Source organism: Agrobacterium sp. 10T429, from assembly GCF_056393925.1.
The window spans coordinates 678,056-690,482 of record NZ_JBFTGV010000002.1; the positions used below are offsets into that span (position 1 = coordinate 678,056).

Sequence of the window (12,427 nt, forward strand, 5' to 3'; positions counted from 1 at the left end):
GGGAGACATCCTATGACGCAGACGAACAATCTCTATTTCATCATTGGCGCACTCCTGGTGGTTCTTGTCGGCCTTGGAGCCTATGTCTGGCACGAAGAAAGCAAACCGAAGGGGATCGAGATGAATATCGGCCCGAACGGTGTTTCCGTGCAGGAAAACTGAGCACTTCCAGTAAAATGCGTAGCGGTTTCATGACTGAAACCAAGGCATTGAGTGCGTCCAACGCTTCCGTTGATTAGAGACGCACTATATGTCCGCAAGCGTCGCGCAAAGTTCGGCTATTAGACCGGGTGCATCCCAAGCTTGAGACGGCTGCGGATACACCCGGTCTTCTTATGAGAGGAGACGAAAGGCGGGATCGAGGATCTTCGCCGAGCCGGTTCGGTATGCATGACGTGTATCGGCCTGATCATGGAAACAGTGAGCGCAATGGTCTCCTCCGTCGACCTGTCCACACGCATCAACTCCACCAAACTCGCACTCAAGGCCATCAAGGAGCAGGAGGACAATTCCGCTTCGACCTCCTCGCCACGAACTGCGATCCTCGACTCCTACGGGATCGACACCTCGCCCTCCTCCACCAATACGCGGCTGACACAGCTTCTGGCGCAATATGCGCAAGTCTCCGGCAATGACGCGGAGACCGACGACACCAGCACACAGGCGCCATCCGGCGACATTACACAGGCCAGTTTCATGACAAGCCTGAAGACGACGCTGGAAGAACTCTCCAAGGACCCCAGCAAAGCTACGCAAGCCAAGGCAATGCTGGAAGCGCTGGCCGCTGGAACGCTGACAGTCTCCGATCCGACCGAAGGCGCAAAGATAAAAGCCTGGGACGTGGAGGCCGACAAGACAACCACCTCAAAACCGGCAACCGAGATCACCACGACCGGCTGGAGCGATTTTCTGAAGGACCACCTCAAGCGCGACGGTTCGGCTTATGCAAAAACCACCGGTGGCGCCTATGTCGACAGTATTTCCGGCGACAACGCATTTTTTGGCAATGTCGGCAGTCGGTATTATTATCTGACCTGGCCGCAGGCGAAAACCGGAACGCTGACGGTTTAAGCCAACGTTTCCGGTGAGGGTCGCAAAGAGCGCCGCCGCACTTTTATAGATCTGCTGCGACATGAATCATGCCGCAGCATCTTCTCCCTGCCTCGTTCAGACGGCAGGCGCTGCGGCTTGTTCCGTTCCGCCGGAAAGCGCCTTTTGCAGTTGCGCTTCCTGCTCTGGCGAAAGCGAGGTTTTGATGACCCGCCCACGAAGACCTTCCAGTTCAGCCATCACCTTTTCCGGCTGCACCTTGCGGATCAGCACGAACAACGCCGAAGAGCCATTCGGGATGGTTTCACCCAGAGATTTGATGAAATCGTCGTCGATGCCGTAATCCGTCAGCGACCCCGCAAGCGCACCCGTTCCCGCACCGATCGCGCCGCCAATCGCAAATCCCGCGAGCGGATTGAGGAACAGCAGGCCAACGAGGCCGCCCCAGAGACCACCGGAGAGAAAACCGGAGCTTGCACCGATCGCCGTCAGATTGACGCTCTGCTTCAGGTGCACCTTGCCGTTTTCATCGCGAACGACGACGACGGCATCTTCCAGATCGACCAGATATTCCTTTTTCATTCCAGCAAGTTTCAGAAGGACCCGGTCGGCCTCTTCCGTTCCGTCAAAACCGACAACGACGAGTTCGGACATGTTTCATCTCCCTGAATTTCAGTTTCGCTTAGATTGGAACGCCAAAGAACACGGCAGGTTCCCGCCATGATGGAAGGATGATGTGTCACGCGTTTGACGGGCAACATCTTCGGGAAGAAAGTCCCTGCCCACCGTCCACAGCCTTTGTTCCTTTTTTCAAGAAAAGGCTATTTTCCGCTTGCGCCCTAACAGGCTTATATATAAATGGCTTTCAGGTTCGGAGCGTAGCGCAGCCCGGTAGCGCACTTGACTGGGGGTCAAGGGGTCGTGGGTTCGAATCCCGCCGCTCCGACCATTAAAAACAGATAGATAGCCAGTTCCCCCAGAGCTGGCTATAATTTTTTCAGCCACATTCTCGCCGGCGCCATGCGCGAATTGACAAGATGCGGTGTGGGTGTGCGTTTATCCAAGCCTGAGAGCGAGGTGTGCTGTGATGGTCAAAAAAACAAAAATTGAACACTCGGAATTCTCAGGCGAATTTGAAGACGACGGTATCACGGTTCTGGTTGATATCTACCGGCCGGCTGGCACCCAGCAGGATTGGACGCTCGAGGTTATCAGCGAGCATGATGATGTCACCACCTGGGAAGAACCTTTCACGACAGACAAGGACGCCTGGGAAGAATTCCTGGCCACCTGTGAGAAAGATGGAATTCGCAGCTTCCTGGACGGCGAAGATCCATCCGTTCATTGACGCTTGACATTGCGGTGCGAGGCCGTGGCGGGCGCGAGTGCATTCAACGATAATTCCAGAAATATACTCTTATTGCAAAGCCTGTGACCGTCCAGAGACGGCACGCATTTGCCTTGTTGACTCTCTGCTAAAATTAGAACATTTAGTGAACAAACGAGAGGTCAACCGATATGCCCGATGCGGAAAAAATCACCCCTGTACGGCCTGACGACATAGCTGGATATGTCATCCAGTGTCATGATGGCGATGCGAAGGCGGCTGTTGAAACGCTGCTGGGCGAAATTGAACATTTGCAGGAACAGCTTTCCCTTGCGGTTGCCATCATGGGAAAAGGCTATACGCGTGGATGGACGCCGGATTTGGGAAGTGACTGAACCAGCCACAAGCTGCGTTTGATGCAGCTTGTGGAATATCACTGAATGCTGCGCAGCCTTCAGGCCTTTTCAGCCAGTTCGCCGATTTCGCGGTCAATCAGATAAAGCGCATTGGGACCGTCACCGATCAGCTCGATCTTGCCCATTATCGTGCGGCACAGGCTGTCCTCCTCATGCTGTTCGTTCACGAACCATTGCAGGAAGGATGTGGTCGCATGGTCTTTTTCAGACCGCGCGAGATCAACCGCCGCGTTGATGGCGGCGGTGACACGCGATTCGTGTTGCGCGACAATTGCAAACAACCCCTTGATATCGTTTGCAGTGACCTGTGGAGCCGGCAGCTCGGTGAAAATAACTGGAGCTCCGAGATCGTTCAGAAAGCTGAAGATGCGGTGCATATGCTCCAGCTCTTCGGCAGCATGGCCAAGCAGAAACTTGTAGCAACCATCGAGATTGCGCTCAGCCGCCCAGGCGGCTGCCTGAAGATAGGCGTGGTGGGCGCGCAATTCGCCGTTGAGCAGGTCGTTCAATGTCGTTTCGACTAGTTTATTTGCCATTGGTTTATCCTTGTTATGGTGATTGCAGCCAATTTTTTCGTGTGGGCTGCTTCACACACCCGGCGAGCGAGATTTGAGGGATCGAGCGTCCCATCCGGTCGAGCACGGAGATGGCGTCATTGCGCCGGCGTTAGCTGTGCCAGAGCCGCGTCCAGCCTTTCGCCCTTCATGACCAGTTTGGGGCGCAGCTTCTCCGCCTTTTGCCTGACCGCTTCCAGATTGACGGGCTTGCCGACCTGGATCACACCGATCATCGCCATCATCAGATGCGGCGGGCAATAATAGAGATAGACACCTTCCTTCTCGACGGTAACGGTGAAGGCCTCATCGAGCTTGCCTTTCCAGGGCGTTACGCCTTCCGGAACGGCATAGGACTGCACGTAATGGCTGGAATTTTGCGGCACGAAGGTGATGGTGTCGCCGGGCTCTGCCTTTACATAGGAAGGCTCAAACACCATGCTGCCGTCCGTGCCGTAATTGAGCATCAGCACCTTGTGTTCGGCAGCAAAGGACGGCGCGACAGAAAAGGTTACCGCCAAAGCCGCGGCAAACGTCATCAAAAATCGTTTCATGCAATTATTCCTTCAAGGGTTTTCAAATGTTCGGGCAGCGGGTCGCCAGCCGGCTGAATGACGGGATTGCCGCGCCTGTCCCGCAAAACTTCCACCGTCACCCCGTAGGTCTCGGAAATGAGTTTCGGCGTAACGATATCTCCCGGCGCACCGGTCGCCTTCAATGCGCCATCGGAAATCACCAGCAGGTTGTCGGCATATTGGCAGGCGAGGTTGAGATCATGCAGCACGACCAGCGTTACCCAGCCATTGGCGCGGGTTTCCTGCCGCACCAGATCGAGAAGCGACACCTGATGTTTGAGGTCCAGCGCGCTGACCGGCTCGTCCAGCAGCATCGCCTGCGGCTCGCGCATCAGAACCTGCGCGAAAAGCGCCATCTGCCGCTGCCCGCCGCTGAGGGAGGCGATCTCCCTGCCCGCCAGATGCGCTATTCCCGCCTGATGCAGGCGTGTCATGGCCAGGTCGAGCGTCTCGTCGTCAATATGCAGCGACAGACGCCCGAAACGGCCGAGTGCCACCACCTCCAGCACGCTGAGCGCAATATCGGCCGTGGTGTCCTGCGGCATGTAGGCAAAGCCATCGCGCCACTGCCTTATATACCGCCCCGCCCGCTCCCCGGCCCGAAGACGGCGGACGCCGAGGCTGATCGAACCGGCAGCAAGTGGCAGATCGCCGAAGATCGCTCTCAGAAGGGTCGTCTTGCCCGTTCCGTTTGGGCCGATGACGGCATGAATATGCCCCGCCTCCAGACGCGCCGACAGCCCTTTCACAACAGTCTGTCCGCCGCGCTCGGCGGAAATCGAATCGAGAACCATCATCGGCCGCGCCTCTTCGGAGCGAAAATCAGCCACATCAGAAACGGCACGCCGACAATGGCCGTGACGATGCCAACCGGGAACAGCGCACCGGGAACGATCGATTTGGAGAGGATCGAGGCAGCCGACAGCATCAGCGCGCCGCTCAGCACCGACATGGGCAGGAAGAAGCGCTGATCCTCGCCCACGGTCATGCGGGCGATATGCGGCGCGACCAGCCCGATAAAACCGATGACGCCGACGAAGCTGGTGGCCGTCGCGGTCATGATGGCGACGATGACGAGAACCTTCATGCGCAGCCAGCGGACATTGATGCCGAGGCTTGCCGCCCGCATCTCCCCCATTCTGAGCGCGGTCAGCTTCCAGCAATCCGCCATCAGCAGGGTGCAGCAGAGGGCGGTCACGGCAGCGGTCAGGCCAAGCGTCGGCCAGGTCGCCTTAGTCAGGCTGCCGAACAGCCAGAAAAGGATCTGCTGGGACAGCTCCGGTGAGGACAGGAATTGGATGAGCGACAGCAGCGACTGAAACAGGAAAAGAAGCGCGATGCCGCCGAGAATGATGGTTTCGGTCGTCATCTGCCGCATGGAGGCCAGCGTGAAGAGAAAAAGTGCTGCGAGCATGGAAAAGACGAACGCGCCCAGCGGAACGGCAATCGTGGCATCCAGCCCAAGACCGCCAAGCGCCAGTACCAGCGCCGCACCGAAACCGGCCGCTGCGGCCATACCGAGCGTATAGGGGCTCGCCATGGGATTATTGAGCAGGGTCTGCATTTGCGCGCCGCCTGCCCCGAGTGCCGCACCGACGGCAAGCGCCATCAACGCCATGGGCAGGCGAAGGCCGCGCACGATGGAATCGGTCATGGCGGCCCGTTCGCCAAGGCCGGTCAGCGACTTCACCACTTCGGCGGGCGACAGCAGCGAAGGACCAGTGGCGATATCGAGAACGAGGCTCACTGCCATCAATACGAAGAAGATAGAGACGACACGCCAGCGACGGCGCTCGCGCAGCCGGTGCGCACCGATGGCCTCGGCGTTGCGGGCAGCAATTGTCATGAAAACCTGCCTGAAAGGACTGTCTGGAAAAGCGGACGCCGCAACGGCGGCGTGCGCGAGATTTCGCCACTGTGGCGGCGAAGAAAGCACGTTTCTGCGCCGCCACAGGCAAGCGCGATATCAATCCTTGACGGCGATGGCGAAAGTGCCTTGAGGCGTTACCGGAAGGTACTTCTTGTAATAGCCGAGATAGTTGGCGATCGGATCGACATCCTTGAACTGCTCGGGATATAGCTGCTTTGCGATGTACTGAACCATGGCGAAATCGGAGAGCGTGCGCGACGCACCCTGGTAAACACCGAACAGCTGGCCGTTCTTGATGGCGGGCAATTCGCTCCAGCCCTGACGGGCCTCAAATGCCTTGAGTTTCTCGCCTGCGTCTGCCGCCTTCACCGCCTGTCCCATGGGCAGCGCTGCCGGGTTTTTGTTGTTTTCGCGACCGGAAATGAAGATGGCGTCAGGCTTGGACGCCAGAACCTGTTCTGGATTGATCGGTCCCCACCATTCGACGAAGGGAGCGGCAATGTTGTCGCCGCCAGCCGCAGTGGACATGGCGCCCCACATGTTCTTGCCGTAGGTGAAAGAATATTCGGCCGGGCCCTTATTGCCGAACTCGACATAGACCTTCGGTTTCGGCTTTCCGGACTTGGCGACCCGGTCAGCGACCTCTTTCAGCGAACCGGCATAGAAGTCGGCAATTTCCTTGCCACGCTTCTCCTGGCCGGTCAGGTCGCCAAAAAGCCGGGTCGAGGCGACGTGCCGCTCGACCGTCTGGGCGTTGTAGTCGACGACGACGACGGGAATGCCTTCTTCTTCCAGACGATCGGCATCGAGACCAAGCGCTTTGTATTGCCAGTCTGCCAGAATCACCAGGTCGGGATTGAGGCTCAACACTTTTTCGACCGAGAAAGTCTGCGCTTCCACTTCACCGACATCGGCAATGTCGGCAAGCGAGGCGCGATGCGCGAGGTGCATCTTCCAGTTGGCGGGTACCCAGCCTTCCCAGGCTTCGCGAGAAATGCCGACGACGGAATCATAGGCTTTCTCGCCGCCGACCGCCATGTAGTCCTCGAAGTAGAAACCGAGAACAACGCGCTTTGCTGGAAGGTCAACCTTCACTTCGCGTCCGATGACATCTGTGATGGTCTTTTGTTCAGCCATTACATAAGGGGCGGTAAAGAGAATAGACAAGAGCGATGCGGCAAGGCCGCTCATAAATGATTTTGGGGTCATGATGCGATCCAGAAGTTGAAACAACGTCGCTCTATAAAAGATGATTAAAGGAGTCAACTTAATTGTTGGATCGCATAAGTTACTAATATATAGACAAAAAATGTGATTTCCGACGAACCTCGAGAGGGAGAAAGCGGGTCGCCTGATGAAAGACAGGCTGCGTCGTTGAAAACTCAACAGTTAAGAAACCAAGCGTTTGGGCCCCGTCCCGACCGTTGCGCGATCAGAACAGAACGCAAAATCCCGCTTCAGGAGATCGATCAGCAATTTTGCGGACGTTATGCCCGACCTTTTTCAAAACTCGTTTGAAGCAATTGTGAAGTCGTCGGCGATCGACATGTGTTCGACATTTTCCCAGGTCTGGTCCATCGCATAGGTTTCAGACAGATAGGGGATGCCGATATGGCCGTAGCGGACGGAAAGCTGGCTCTCAGCCGCCTTTTCACCGAGATACGCGACGCGGCCGAGATAAAGCGCGGTCGCAAGGCCTGTCCTGTCCGCACCGGACTTGCAATGAATGAGGATGGGCTTCGGCGCATCACGCATGATCGCGACCAACTGGTTCACCTTGGTCATGTCGAGTTCGTGGCGGGCTGACATGCCAAAATCGATATGGGTCAACCCAAGCTCGCGCGAGGTTTTGATCTCATCCTTGTACCAGTCCTCGGATTCATTCTCTCCGCGGAGATTGATGACCGTCTTGATGCCATGGTCCCTGGTATAGCGGACCAGCTGCTCACTGCTTGGCTGGTTGGAGCGGTAAAGCTGCCCTGCCACCACCTCGTGAAAGTTGCCGAGAAGCTGGATGGCGAGGAGATAACCGCCTGCGGCAAGCACAGCAATACCCATGCCCCCCAAGGAGCACTTCCATAATCTTCGCATAATAAATCGGTTCTCTCATTGGACGAGACAACCGATACAGCTGGATTCTGACAGTAGGCTGAAAGTTATGCGACAGTATTGTAAGAGTAGAAAAACTGCGTTTAGTCAGCGCACGAAAACGTAGACCGCATAGATGGCGATGAGCGCTGCGGCCACAGCGGCGGCGATAACACCAAGGCGTTTTTCGATGAAGTGGCGCACCGGTTCACCGTATCTTTGCAGCAACCCGGCGAGGATGAAAAAGCGCGCGCCGCGCGTGACGACAGCCGAGAGAATGAACAGGCCGAGGCTGATATTGGCCGCACCGGAGAGGATGGTGACAACCTTGATCGGCGGCAGATGCGCAAAGCCCGATGTCACCAGCAGGAGAATGATGGTCTCGTAATTTACCGAATTCTTGAGCTGCTCGAAGCTGTCCAGCTTGCCGTAAAATTCCAGAATTGGCCGCGCGATACTCTCGAAAGCATAGTGGCCGAGAAACCAGCCGGCAATGCCACCGAGAACGGAAGCGACCGTTGCTACGAGCGCATAAAACATCGCCTTTTTTGGCTTTGCCAGCACCATGGGCAGGAAAAGCACATCCGCTGGCACAACGAAGACGGAGCTTTCGACGAAGGCCACGATCGCCAGCCACCACACGGCGCTTTTGCGCGCGGCAAGCGCCATCGTCCAGGCATAGATGTTTTTCAGCATTTAATGTCCTCGGGAAGATCGTTTTAGACCGAAGGCAAGGCGGGAGCCAAGGCATCTCAGTGGCGGTTTGTCAGCGGCGGACGGTCTGACTATCGACCGCCGCCAAATCAGGATTAGAGACAACGCAAGAGAATGGCAAATGTTGGAAGATTTATTTTTTGCGTTGCGGCAAATGAGAAAAACAAACAATTCCAGACCGCAGCGACGGATGGTTGCTGCGATGCGAAATTTCATCTTCAGGTAGATAAACCGGCCTTTTTGCGGTAGAATAAGGTGTGGCGGAAAGAGGAGGAAGTTATCATGGACTATGTAAGCTTCATTACGTCGATCAATCCGGTCATACTGGTCATCCTGCTGATTGTTCTTCTTGCAGGCGCCTACAGCAGCTGGGTTTCCCACTGACAAAGGCGGGCAACAGCACCGGCCCGAAAAGACGCTGATTTTCCATCGGCGGTAGGCATTCGGCCTGATGAATGTTATCAAACCCGGAGTTAAAGCAACTTCCGGGAAGCCTGATGTCGAACGAATTCGCATTCACTGATACGTCTGAAAAGCTCAGCACCACGCTTGAAAAGCTGATTGGGAAACTGCAAGGTCAGACGATCACATTGCGCGAGCTGATGGAAGCAATCGGCGAACAGGGCCTGCTGCTCATCTGTGCCATAGCTTCCCTGCCCTTCCTCATTCCGGTCTCCATTCCCGGCGTCAGCACCGTGTTTGGCGCAGCGATCATTCTCGTCAGTCTGGCCATCACCCTCAACCGTCTGCCATGGCTGCCGGCCAGGATTCTCGACCGGCAGATGGAAACGGCAAAGCTGGTACCGGCACTGCAGAAAGGCGTCGCCATCGTCTCCAGGCTCGATCGCTTCATCCGCCCGCGCCTTCCGGCGCTGACGGCGGGCATCGTCGCCAATAGAGTAAACGGACTTGCGCTGATGACCGCTGGCGTGTTGCTGATGATGCCGCTCGGCTTCATTCCCTTCTCCAACACCCTGCCTGGCGTCGCCATCCTGCTTTTTTCGGCGGGTATGATCCAGAGGGACGGTGTGACCGTTCTCGGCGGGTATCTGTTTCTCATCCTGACAGCGATTTATTTTGCAGCACTCGCCTACGCCGCCTTCTGGGCTGGACAGGGCCTCAGCAGCTCGATGGGCGGCTGAGCCTTATTGTCCACCTCTATTGCGGGTGTTGCGACCATTGCGTCGCGATGCCCACCAGACTGCCAGCCGCCGCCGCCTGCGGCGAACCGCCGGCAAATCGTGGGAAAGCACGATAAGACCAAGCGGGACCATCCAGAAACCGAGGATGGGCAAAAACCCGAGCGTTCCGCCCACCACCAGCGCCGAGCCGGTGGCGATCCTGCCGACGCGCGAACGCGGCATTGCGACGCTCCATTTTCCGAGATTGAGACGACCCGTTCTGTGGTCCATTCCAAATTTCATTCCATACTGCCCTTTAACATCTGGCCTGTGGATAATTTTTTCACCGTCGATAAGCCCGGAAAATCGGGACTCCGGCGAGATAAAACAAGATGAATGCGTTTTTTTTGAAAAAAGCGCTTGGCAAATCGGAAAAGCATTTGTATTACCCCGCTCACACCGCGCCAAGCAGCGCACGTTCCCTGGTAGCTCAGCGGTAGAGCATTCGACTGTTAATCGACAGGTCGCCGGTTCGAATCCGGCCCGGGGAGCCATTTTTTCCAAAATATGGCATGACGAGCGAGATGCCGCAGCATTCGCTCTATATCGATCTTGGCATAGGCGCGTAGCTGGGCGCTATTGACCTCAGGTCTTCTTCGCCACACGCTTCGTCGCAGTAGACGCGTTGGTGAGTGCCGGCGGATCGCTTGCCGGGAAACTTTCCTCCAGGCTTTCGGTCAGGTCGTCGTCTCTTCGGCTGGTCTCCGCTTTTTGCTCTTTCTGAAGAGATTTTACCGCTGGTGATTTGGCATTTTTTGCCGAAGCCTTATCCGCAGTCACCTTCTTCTGGACCAAGGGCTTGGCGGCAGCGGGTTTCTTCGCGCCATTTTTGCCATTAGTCTTTCCGGTTTCCGTGCTTGCCGAGACCTCCCGTTCCGCCTCCATCCAGTGGCGTTCGTGATGTCCCTCCGGCCTGCCTTCCCTCTCCCATATTGCGCGGGCTTTTTCGCGGATTGCTGCTTCGCGATCATGGTTCATAACGTCCTCCTCTTTGCGTCGCATCGGCTTTGACTGTGCCAATTGAAAAACAGAAATGGCCGGAAATTGTTCCGCGTCCGGAGATTGCACATGCGCATTTCCCTGAAAAAAGGGAACCCTACTCACTGCAGGATCGTTTGCCCGGCAGGAACCCGCAGGAGGACCATCCATGAGCGATCCGAAACAGAAGAAAAACGAACCTCTCGATATCAAAGACGAAGATTTGCCGCGTTTCGAAACGGACAGCGAACTCAAATCTAAAGAAAGTGAGATTTACCCCGATGAATCGATAAGCCTGCGCGCACGCCGGCAGGCAGCGCGGCAACACGAGGATGCCTTCATCGTCGCCACAGACCTTGAGGACGATGACCAGCGCGATGCGGCACCCGGCACAAGGGAACAGCCATAGGGGCCTTAAAACGCATAAGGCGGGCCACAGCCCGCCTTTATAAGGATCGTAGTAAGTTGGTCCGGTGTTCAGCGACGCACAGAAACGATGGCCTTGCGGTTGAAGTTCGACACCTGTACCCGGCCGGACTGATTGCCGCCGAGAATTTGCGCTGTCTTGCCGCTCATGCTCTTCAATATTCCGGCGTGATAACCGCGGCCGTTGCGAATGACGACAACATCGCCCGGTTTGGCGGCGGCGACGGGTACGGCGTAACCGAATGACGTCCAGGATTTTGCAAATCCATAGGATTTGGGCGATGCGCGCCCGGCCTTGCTGGCAACGGCGTGCAGGAACAGGCCACACCACGGTGTGCTGCGGGGATTTGCCCCAAGAATATTCTTCAGGCTCTTGTTGTTTTTGGATTCATGCAGTCCGGTGTATTTTTCAGCCTGGTTCAGCATGCCAGCCGACGCGGGTGCCACGACTGTAAAAGCCAAGGCAACGGATAGAATTAACGCGGATACTCTCAAACGTCTCGCCCTTATGTTAGAGGGCGTCCGTGTATTGTGACAATTTAGCGACAATTTGACGAGAAAAGGGCAGAAATCAGACGGCTATTCATGTGAACTGATCTGTCATTGCTTTAAAACAGGCTGCCCTGTGCATCGTCAGCACGGCTGCGGCCGGCATTTTCGAGATCCAGCATACGTAATTTGGTGTTCGTTCCGCCCGGCGCGGAAAAGCCACCCAGCCGGCCGCCAGCCGCCAGAACACGGTGGCAGGGAATGATCAGCGGCACGGGATTTTTCGCCATGGCCTGCCCGACGTCGCGGGCCTTTTCCATGGAGAGGCCCAGCGTTTTTACGATACCGCCATAGGTCGTCGTGCGGCCCCAGCCGATATGCCGTGCCACCTCATAGACATCTAGAAAGAACCGCTCCTGCCCGGCAAGATCGAGTTCCACGGGCGTAAAATCAATCTCTTCACCATCGAAATAGCGGGTAACCATCGCAATCGCCTCACGGGCGCGTGTGTCGGGTACAGCAATGGAAGATGACGGCAGGCGTTTCTGGATAAGTTTCTCGGTTTCACCGGCATCTGCGCTGGGCAATTGCAGACGGGCGATACCGCGCTCTGCCCATGCGAGGCCGCAATGGCCGAGAGCTGTCGGGAAAACAATATAGCCGTAGTGGTTGGTCATTGCCGTATTCATCCGCTTTGCACGCGCACGATGCCATATCCTGCGTTCGACACAACCCGTTTCTGGCGGCGGATAAAACAAG

At 56.5% G+C, this 12,427-nt stretch carries 18 protein-coding genes and 2 tRNA genes; 8 read left to right on the forward strand and 12 right to left on the reverse strand.

The window, feature by feature from the left end:
• The first annotated feature begins 12 nt into the window (after positions 1-12).
• Together AC1DCP_RS08300 and AC1DCP_RS08305 are read left to right on the forward strand one after the other, a co-directional pair.
• A complete protein-coding gene (locus AC1DCP_RS08300) occupies positions 13-162 on the forward strand; it encodes a hypothetical protein (RefSeq protein WP_003512607.1) in 150 nt (49 codons plus the stop codon).
• A 228-nt stretch (positions 163-390) separates the two neighbouring features.
• Complete coding sequence (locus tag AC1DCP_RS08305) at positions 391-1,071, forward strand: hypothetical protein (protein ID WP_065688226.1); 681 nt, start codon at positions 391-393, stop codon at positions 1,069-1,071.
• Between the two features lie 96 nt (positions 1,072-1,167).
• On the opposite strand, the gene AC1DCP_RS08310 is transcribed toward AC1DCP_RS08305, so the two are convergent.
• Positions 1,168-1,704, reverse strand: a complete 537-nt coding sequence (locus tag AC1DCP_RS08310; RefSeq protein ID WP_003512604.1) for a DUF1269 domain-containing protein — start codon at positions 1,702-1,704, stop codon at positions 1,168-1,170.
• A 218-nt stretch (positions 1,705-1,922) separates the two neighbouring features.
• Here AC1DCP_RS08310 and AC1DCP_RS08315 point away from each other — a divergent pair.
• The 3 genes from AC1DCP_RS08315 (at position 1,923) to AC1DCP_RS08325 (ending at position 2,772) form a co-directional block, all read left to right on the forward strand.
• Positions 1,923-1,999 (forward strand) — tRNA-Pro (locus tag AC1DCP_RS08315).
• A gap of 138 nt (positions 2,000-2,137) precedes the next feature.
• Entirely contained in the window at positions 2,138-2,398 is a 261-nt protein-coding gene (locus tag AC1DCP_RS08320) for a hypothetical protein (protein WP_003512603.1), read from the forward strand.
• 170 nt (positions 2,399-2,568) lie between these two features.
• Positions 2,569-2,772: a hypothetical protein gene (locus AC1DCP_RS08325; protein ID WP_013635930.1), complete on the forward strand. Its 204-nt coding sequence runs from the start codon at positions 2,569-2,571 to the stop codon at positions 2,770-2,772.
• Positions 2,773-2,831: 59 nt separating this feature from the next.
• On the opposite strand, the gene AC1DCP_RS08330 is transcribed toward AC1DCP_RS08325, so the two are convergent.
• From AC1DCP_RS08330 to AC1DCP_RS08360, 7 genes are all read right to left on the reverse strand, one after another.
• On the reverse strand, positions 2,832-3,329 hold the full coding sequence (locus tag AC1DCP_RS08330) for a ferritin (protein ID WP_003512602.1): 498 nt from the start codon (positions 3,327-3,329) through the stop codon (positions 2,832-2,834).
• A 116-nt stretch (positions 3,330-3,445) separates the two neighbouring features.
• On the reverse strand, positions 3,446-3,901 hold the full coding sequence (locus AC1DCP_RS08335; protein WP_065658036.1) for a pseudoazurin: 456 nt from the start codon (positions 3,899-3,901) through the stop codon (positions 3,446-3,448).
• The gene (locus AC1DCP_RS08340; RefSeq protein ID WP_065688225.1) at positions 3,898-4,719 is read right to left on the reverse strand and encodes an ABC transporter ATP-binding protein; all 822 of its coding nucleotides are present in this window, start codon (positions 4,717-4,719) and stop codon (positions 3,898-3,900) included. The genes AC1DCP_RS08335 and AC1DCP_RS08340 overlap by 4 nt, the downstream gene beginning before the upstream one ends.
• The gene (locus tag AC1DCP_RS08345) at positions 4,716-5,768 is read right to left on the reverse strand and encodes a FecCD family ABC transporter permease (protein WP_065688305.1); all 1,053 of its coding nucleotides are present in this window, start codon (positions 5,766-5,768) and stop codon (positions 4,716-4,718) included. Before AC1DCP_RS08345 ends, AC1DCP_RS08340 begins: the two co-directional genes overlap by 4 nt.
• Before the next feature lie 120 nt (positions 5,769-5,888).
• A complete protein-coding gene (locus AC1DCP_RS08350) occupies positions 5,889-6,983 on the reverse strand; it encodes an ABC transporter substrate-binding protein (RefSeq protein WP_035198131.1) in 1,095 nt (364 codons plus the stop codon).
• A gap of 312 nt (positions 6,984-7,295) precedes the next feature.
• Positions 7,296-7,850 carry a dual specificity protein phosphatase family protein gene (locus tag AC1DCP_RS08355; RefSeq protein WP_003512595.1) on the reverse strand — a complete coding sequence of 185 codons (555 nt, stop codon included), beginning with the start codon at positions 7,848-7,850 and terminating at the stop codon, positions 7,296-7,298.
• Between the two features lie 138 nt (positions 7,851-7,988).
• On the reverse strand, positions 7,989-8,576 hold the full coding sequence (locus AC1DCP_RS08360) for a YqaA family protein (protein WP_003512594.1): 588 nt from the start codon (positions 8,574-8,576) through the stop codon (positions 7,989-7,991).
• A 515-nt stretch (positions 8,577-9,091) separates the two neighbouring features.
• Here AC1DCP_RS08360 and AC1DCP_RS08365 point away from each other — a divergent pair.
• Entirely contained in the window at positions 9,092-9,736 is a 645-nt protein-coding gene (locus tag AC1DCP_RS08365) for an exopolysaccharide biosynthesis protein (protein WP_003512591.1), read from the forward strand.
• 3 nt (positions 9,737-9,739) lie between these two features.
• On the opposite strand, the gene AC1DCP_RS08370 is transcribed toward AC1DCP_RS08365, so the two are convergent.
• Positions 9,740-10,018: a hypothetical protein gene (locus tag AC1DCP_RS08370; RefSeq protein ID WP_013635921.1), complete on the reverse strand. Its 279-nt coding sequence runs from the start codon at positions 10,016-10,018 to the stop codon at positions 9,740-9,742.
• Between the two features lie 176 nt (positions 10,019-10,194).
• Between AC1DCP_RS08370 and AC1DCP_RS08375 the strand changes: the two genes are divergently transcribed.
• Positions 10,195-10,269, forward strand: a tRNA-Asn gene (locus AC1DCP_RS08375).
• A gap of 91 nt (positions 10,270-10,360) precedes the next feature.
• Here AC1DCP_RS08375 and AC1DCP_RS08380 read toward each other — a convergent pair.
• The gene (locus AC1DCP_RS08380) at positions 10,361-10,753 is read right to left on the reverse strand and encodes a DUF2934 domain-containing protein (protein WP_065688224.1); all 393 of its coding nucleotides are present in this window, start codon (positions 10,751-10,753) and stop codon (positions 10,361-10,363) included.
• A gap of 169 nt (positions 10,754-10,922) precedes the next feature.
• On the opposite strand from AC1DCP_RS08380, the gene AC1DCP_RS08385 reads away from it, so the two are divergent.
• Positions 10,923-11,162: a hypothetical protein gene (locus AC1DCP_RS08385; protein WP_013635919.1), complete on the forward strand. Its 240-nt coding sequence runs from the start codon at positions 10,923-10,925 to the stop codon at positions 11,160-11,162.
• Positions 11,163-11,230: 68 nt separating this feature from the next.
• On the opposite strand, the gene AC1DCP_RS08390 is transcribed toward AC1DCP_RS08385, so the two are convergent.
• A complete protein-coding gene (locus AC1DCP_RS08390; protein ID WP_081308529.1) occupies positions 11,231-11,674 on the reverse strand; it encodes a TIGR02594 family protein in 444 nt (147 codons plus the stop codon).
• A 113-nt stretch (positions 11,675-11,787) separates the two neighbouring features.
• Positions 11,788-12,345 carry a methylated-DNA--[protein]-cysteine S-methyltransferase gene (locus AC1DCP_RS08395; protein WP_038492779.1) on the reverse strand — a complete coding sequence of 186 codons (558 nt, stop codon included), beginning with the start codon at positions 12,343-12,345 and terminating at the stop codon, positions 11,788-11,790.
• Between the last annotated feature and the right edge of the window lie 82 nt (positions 12,346-12,427).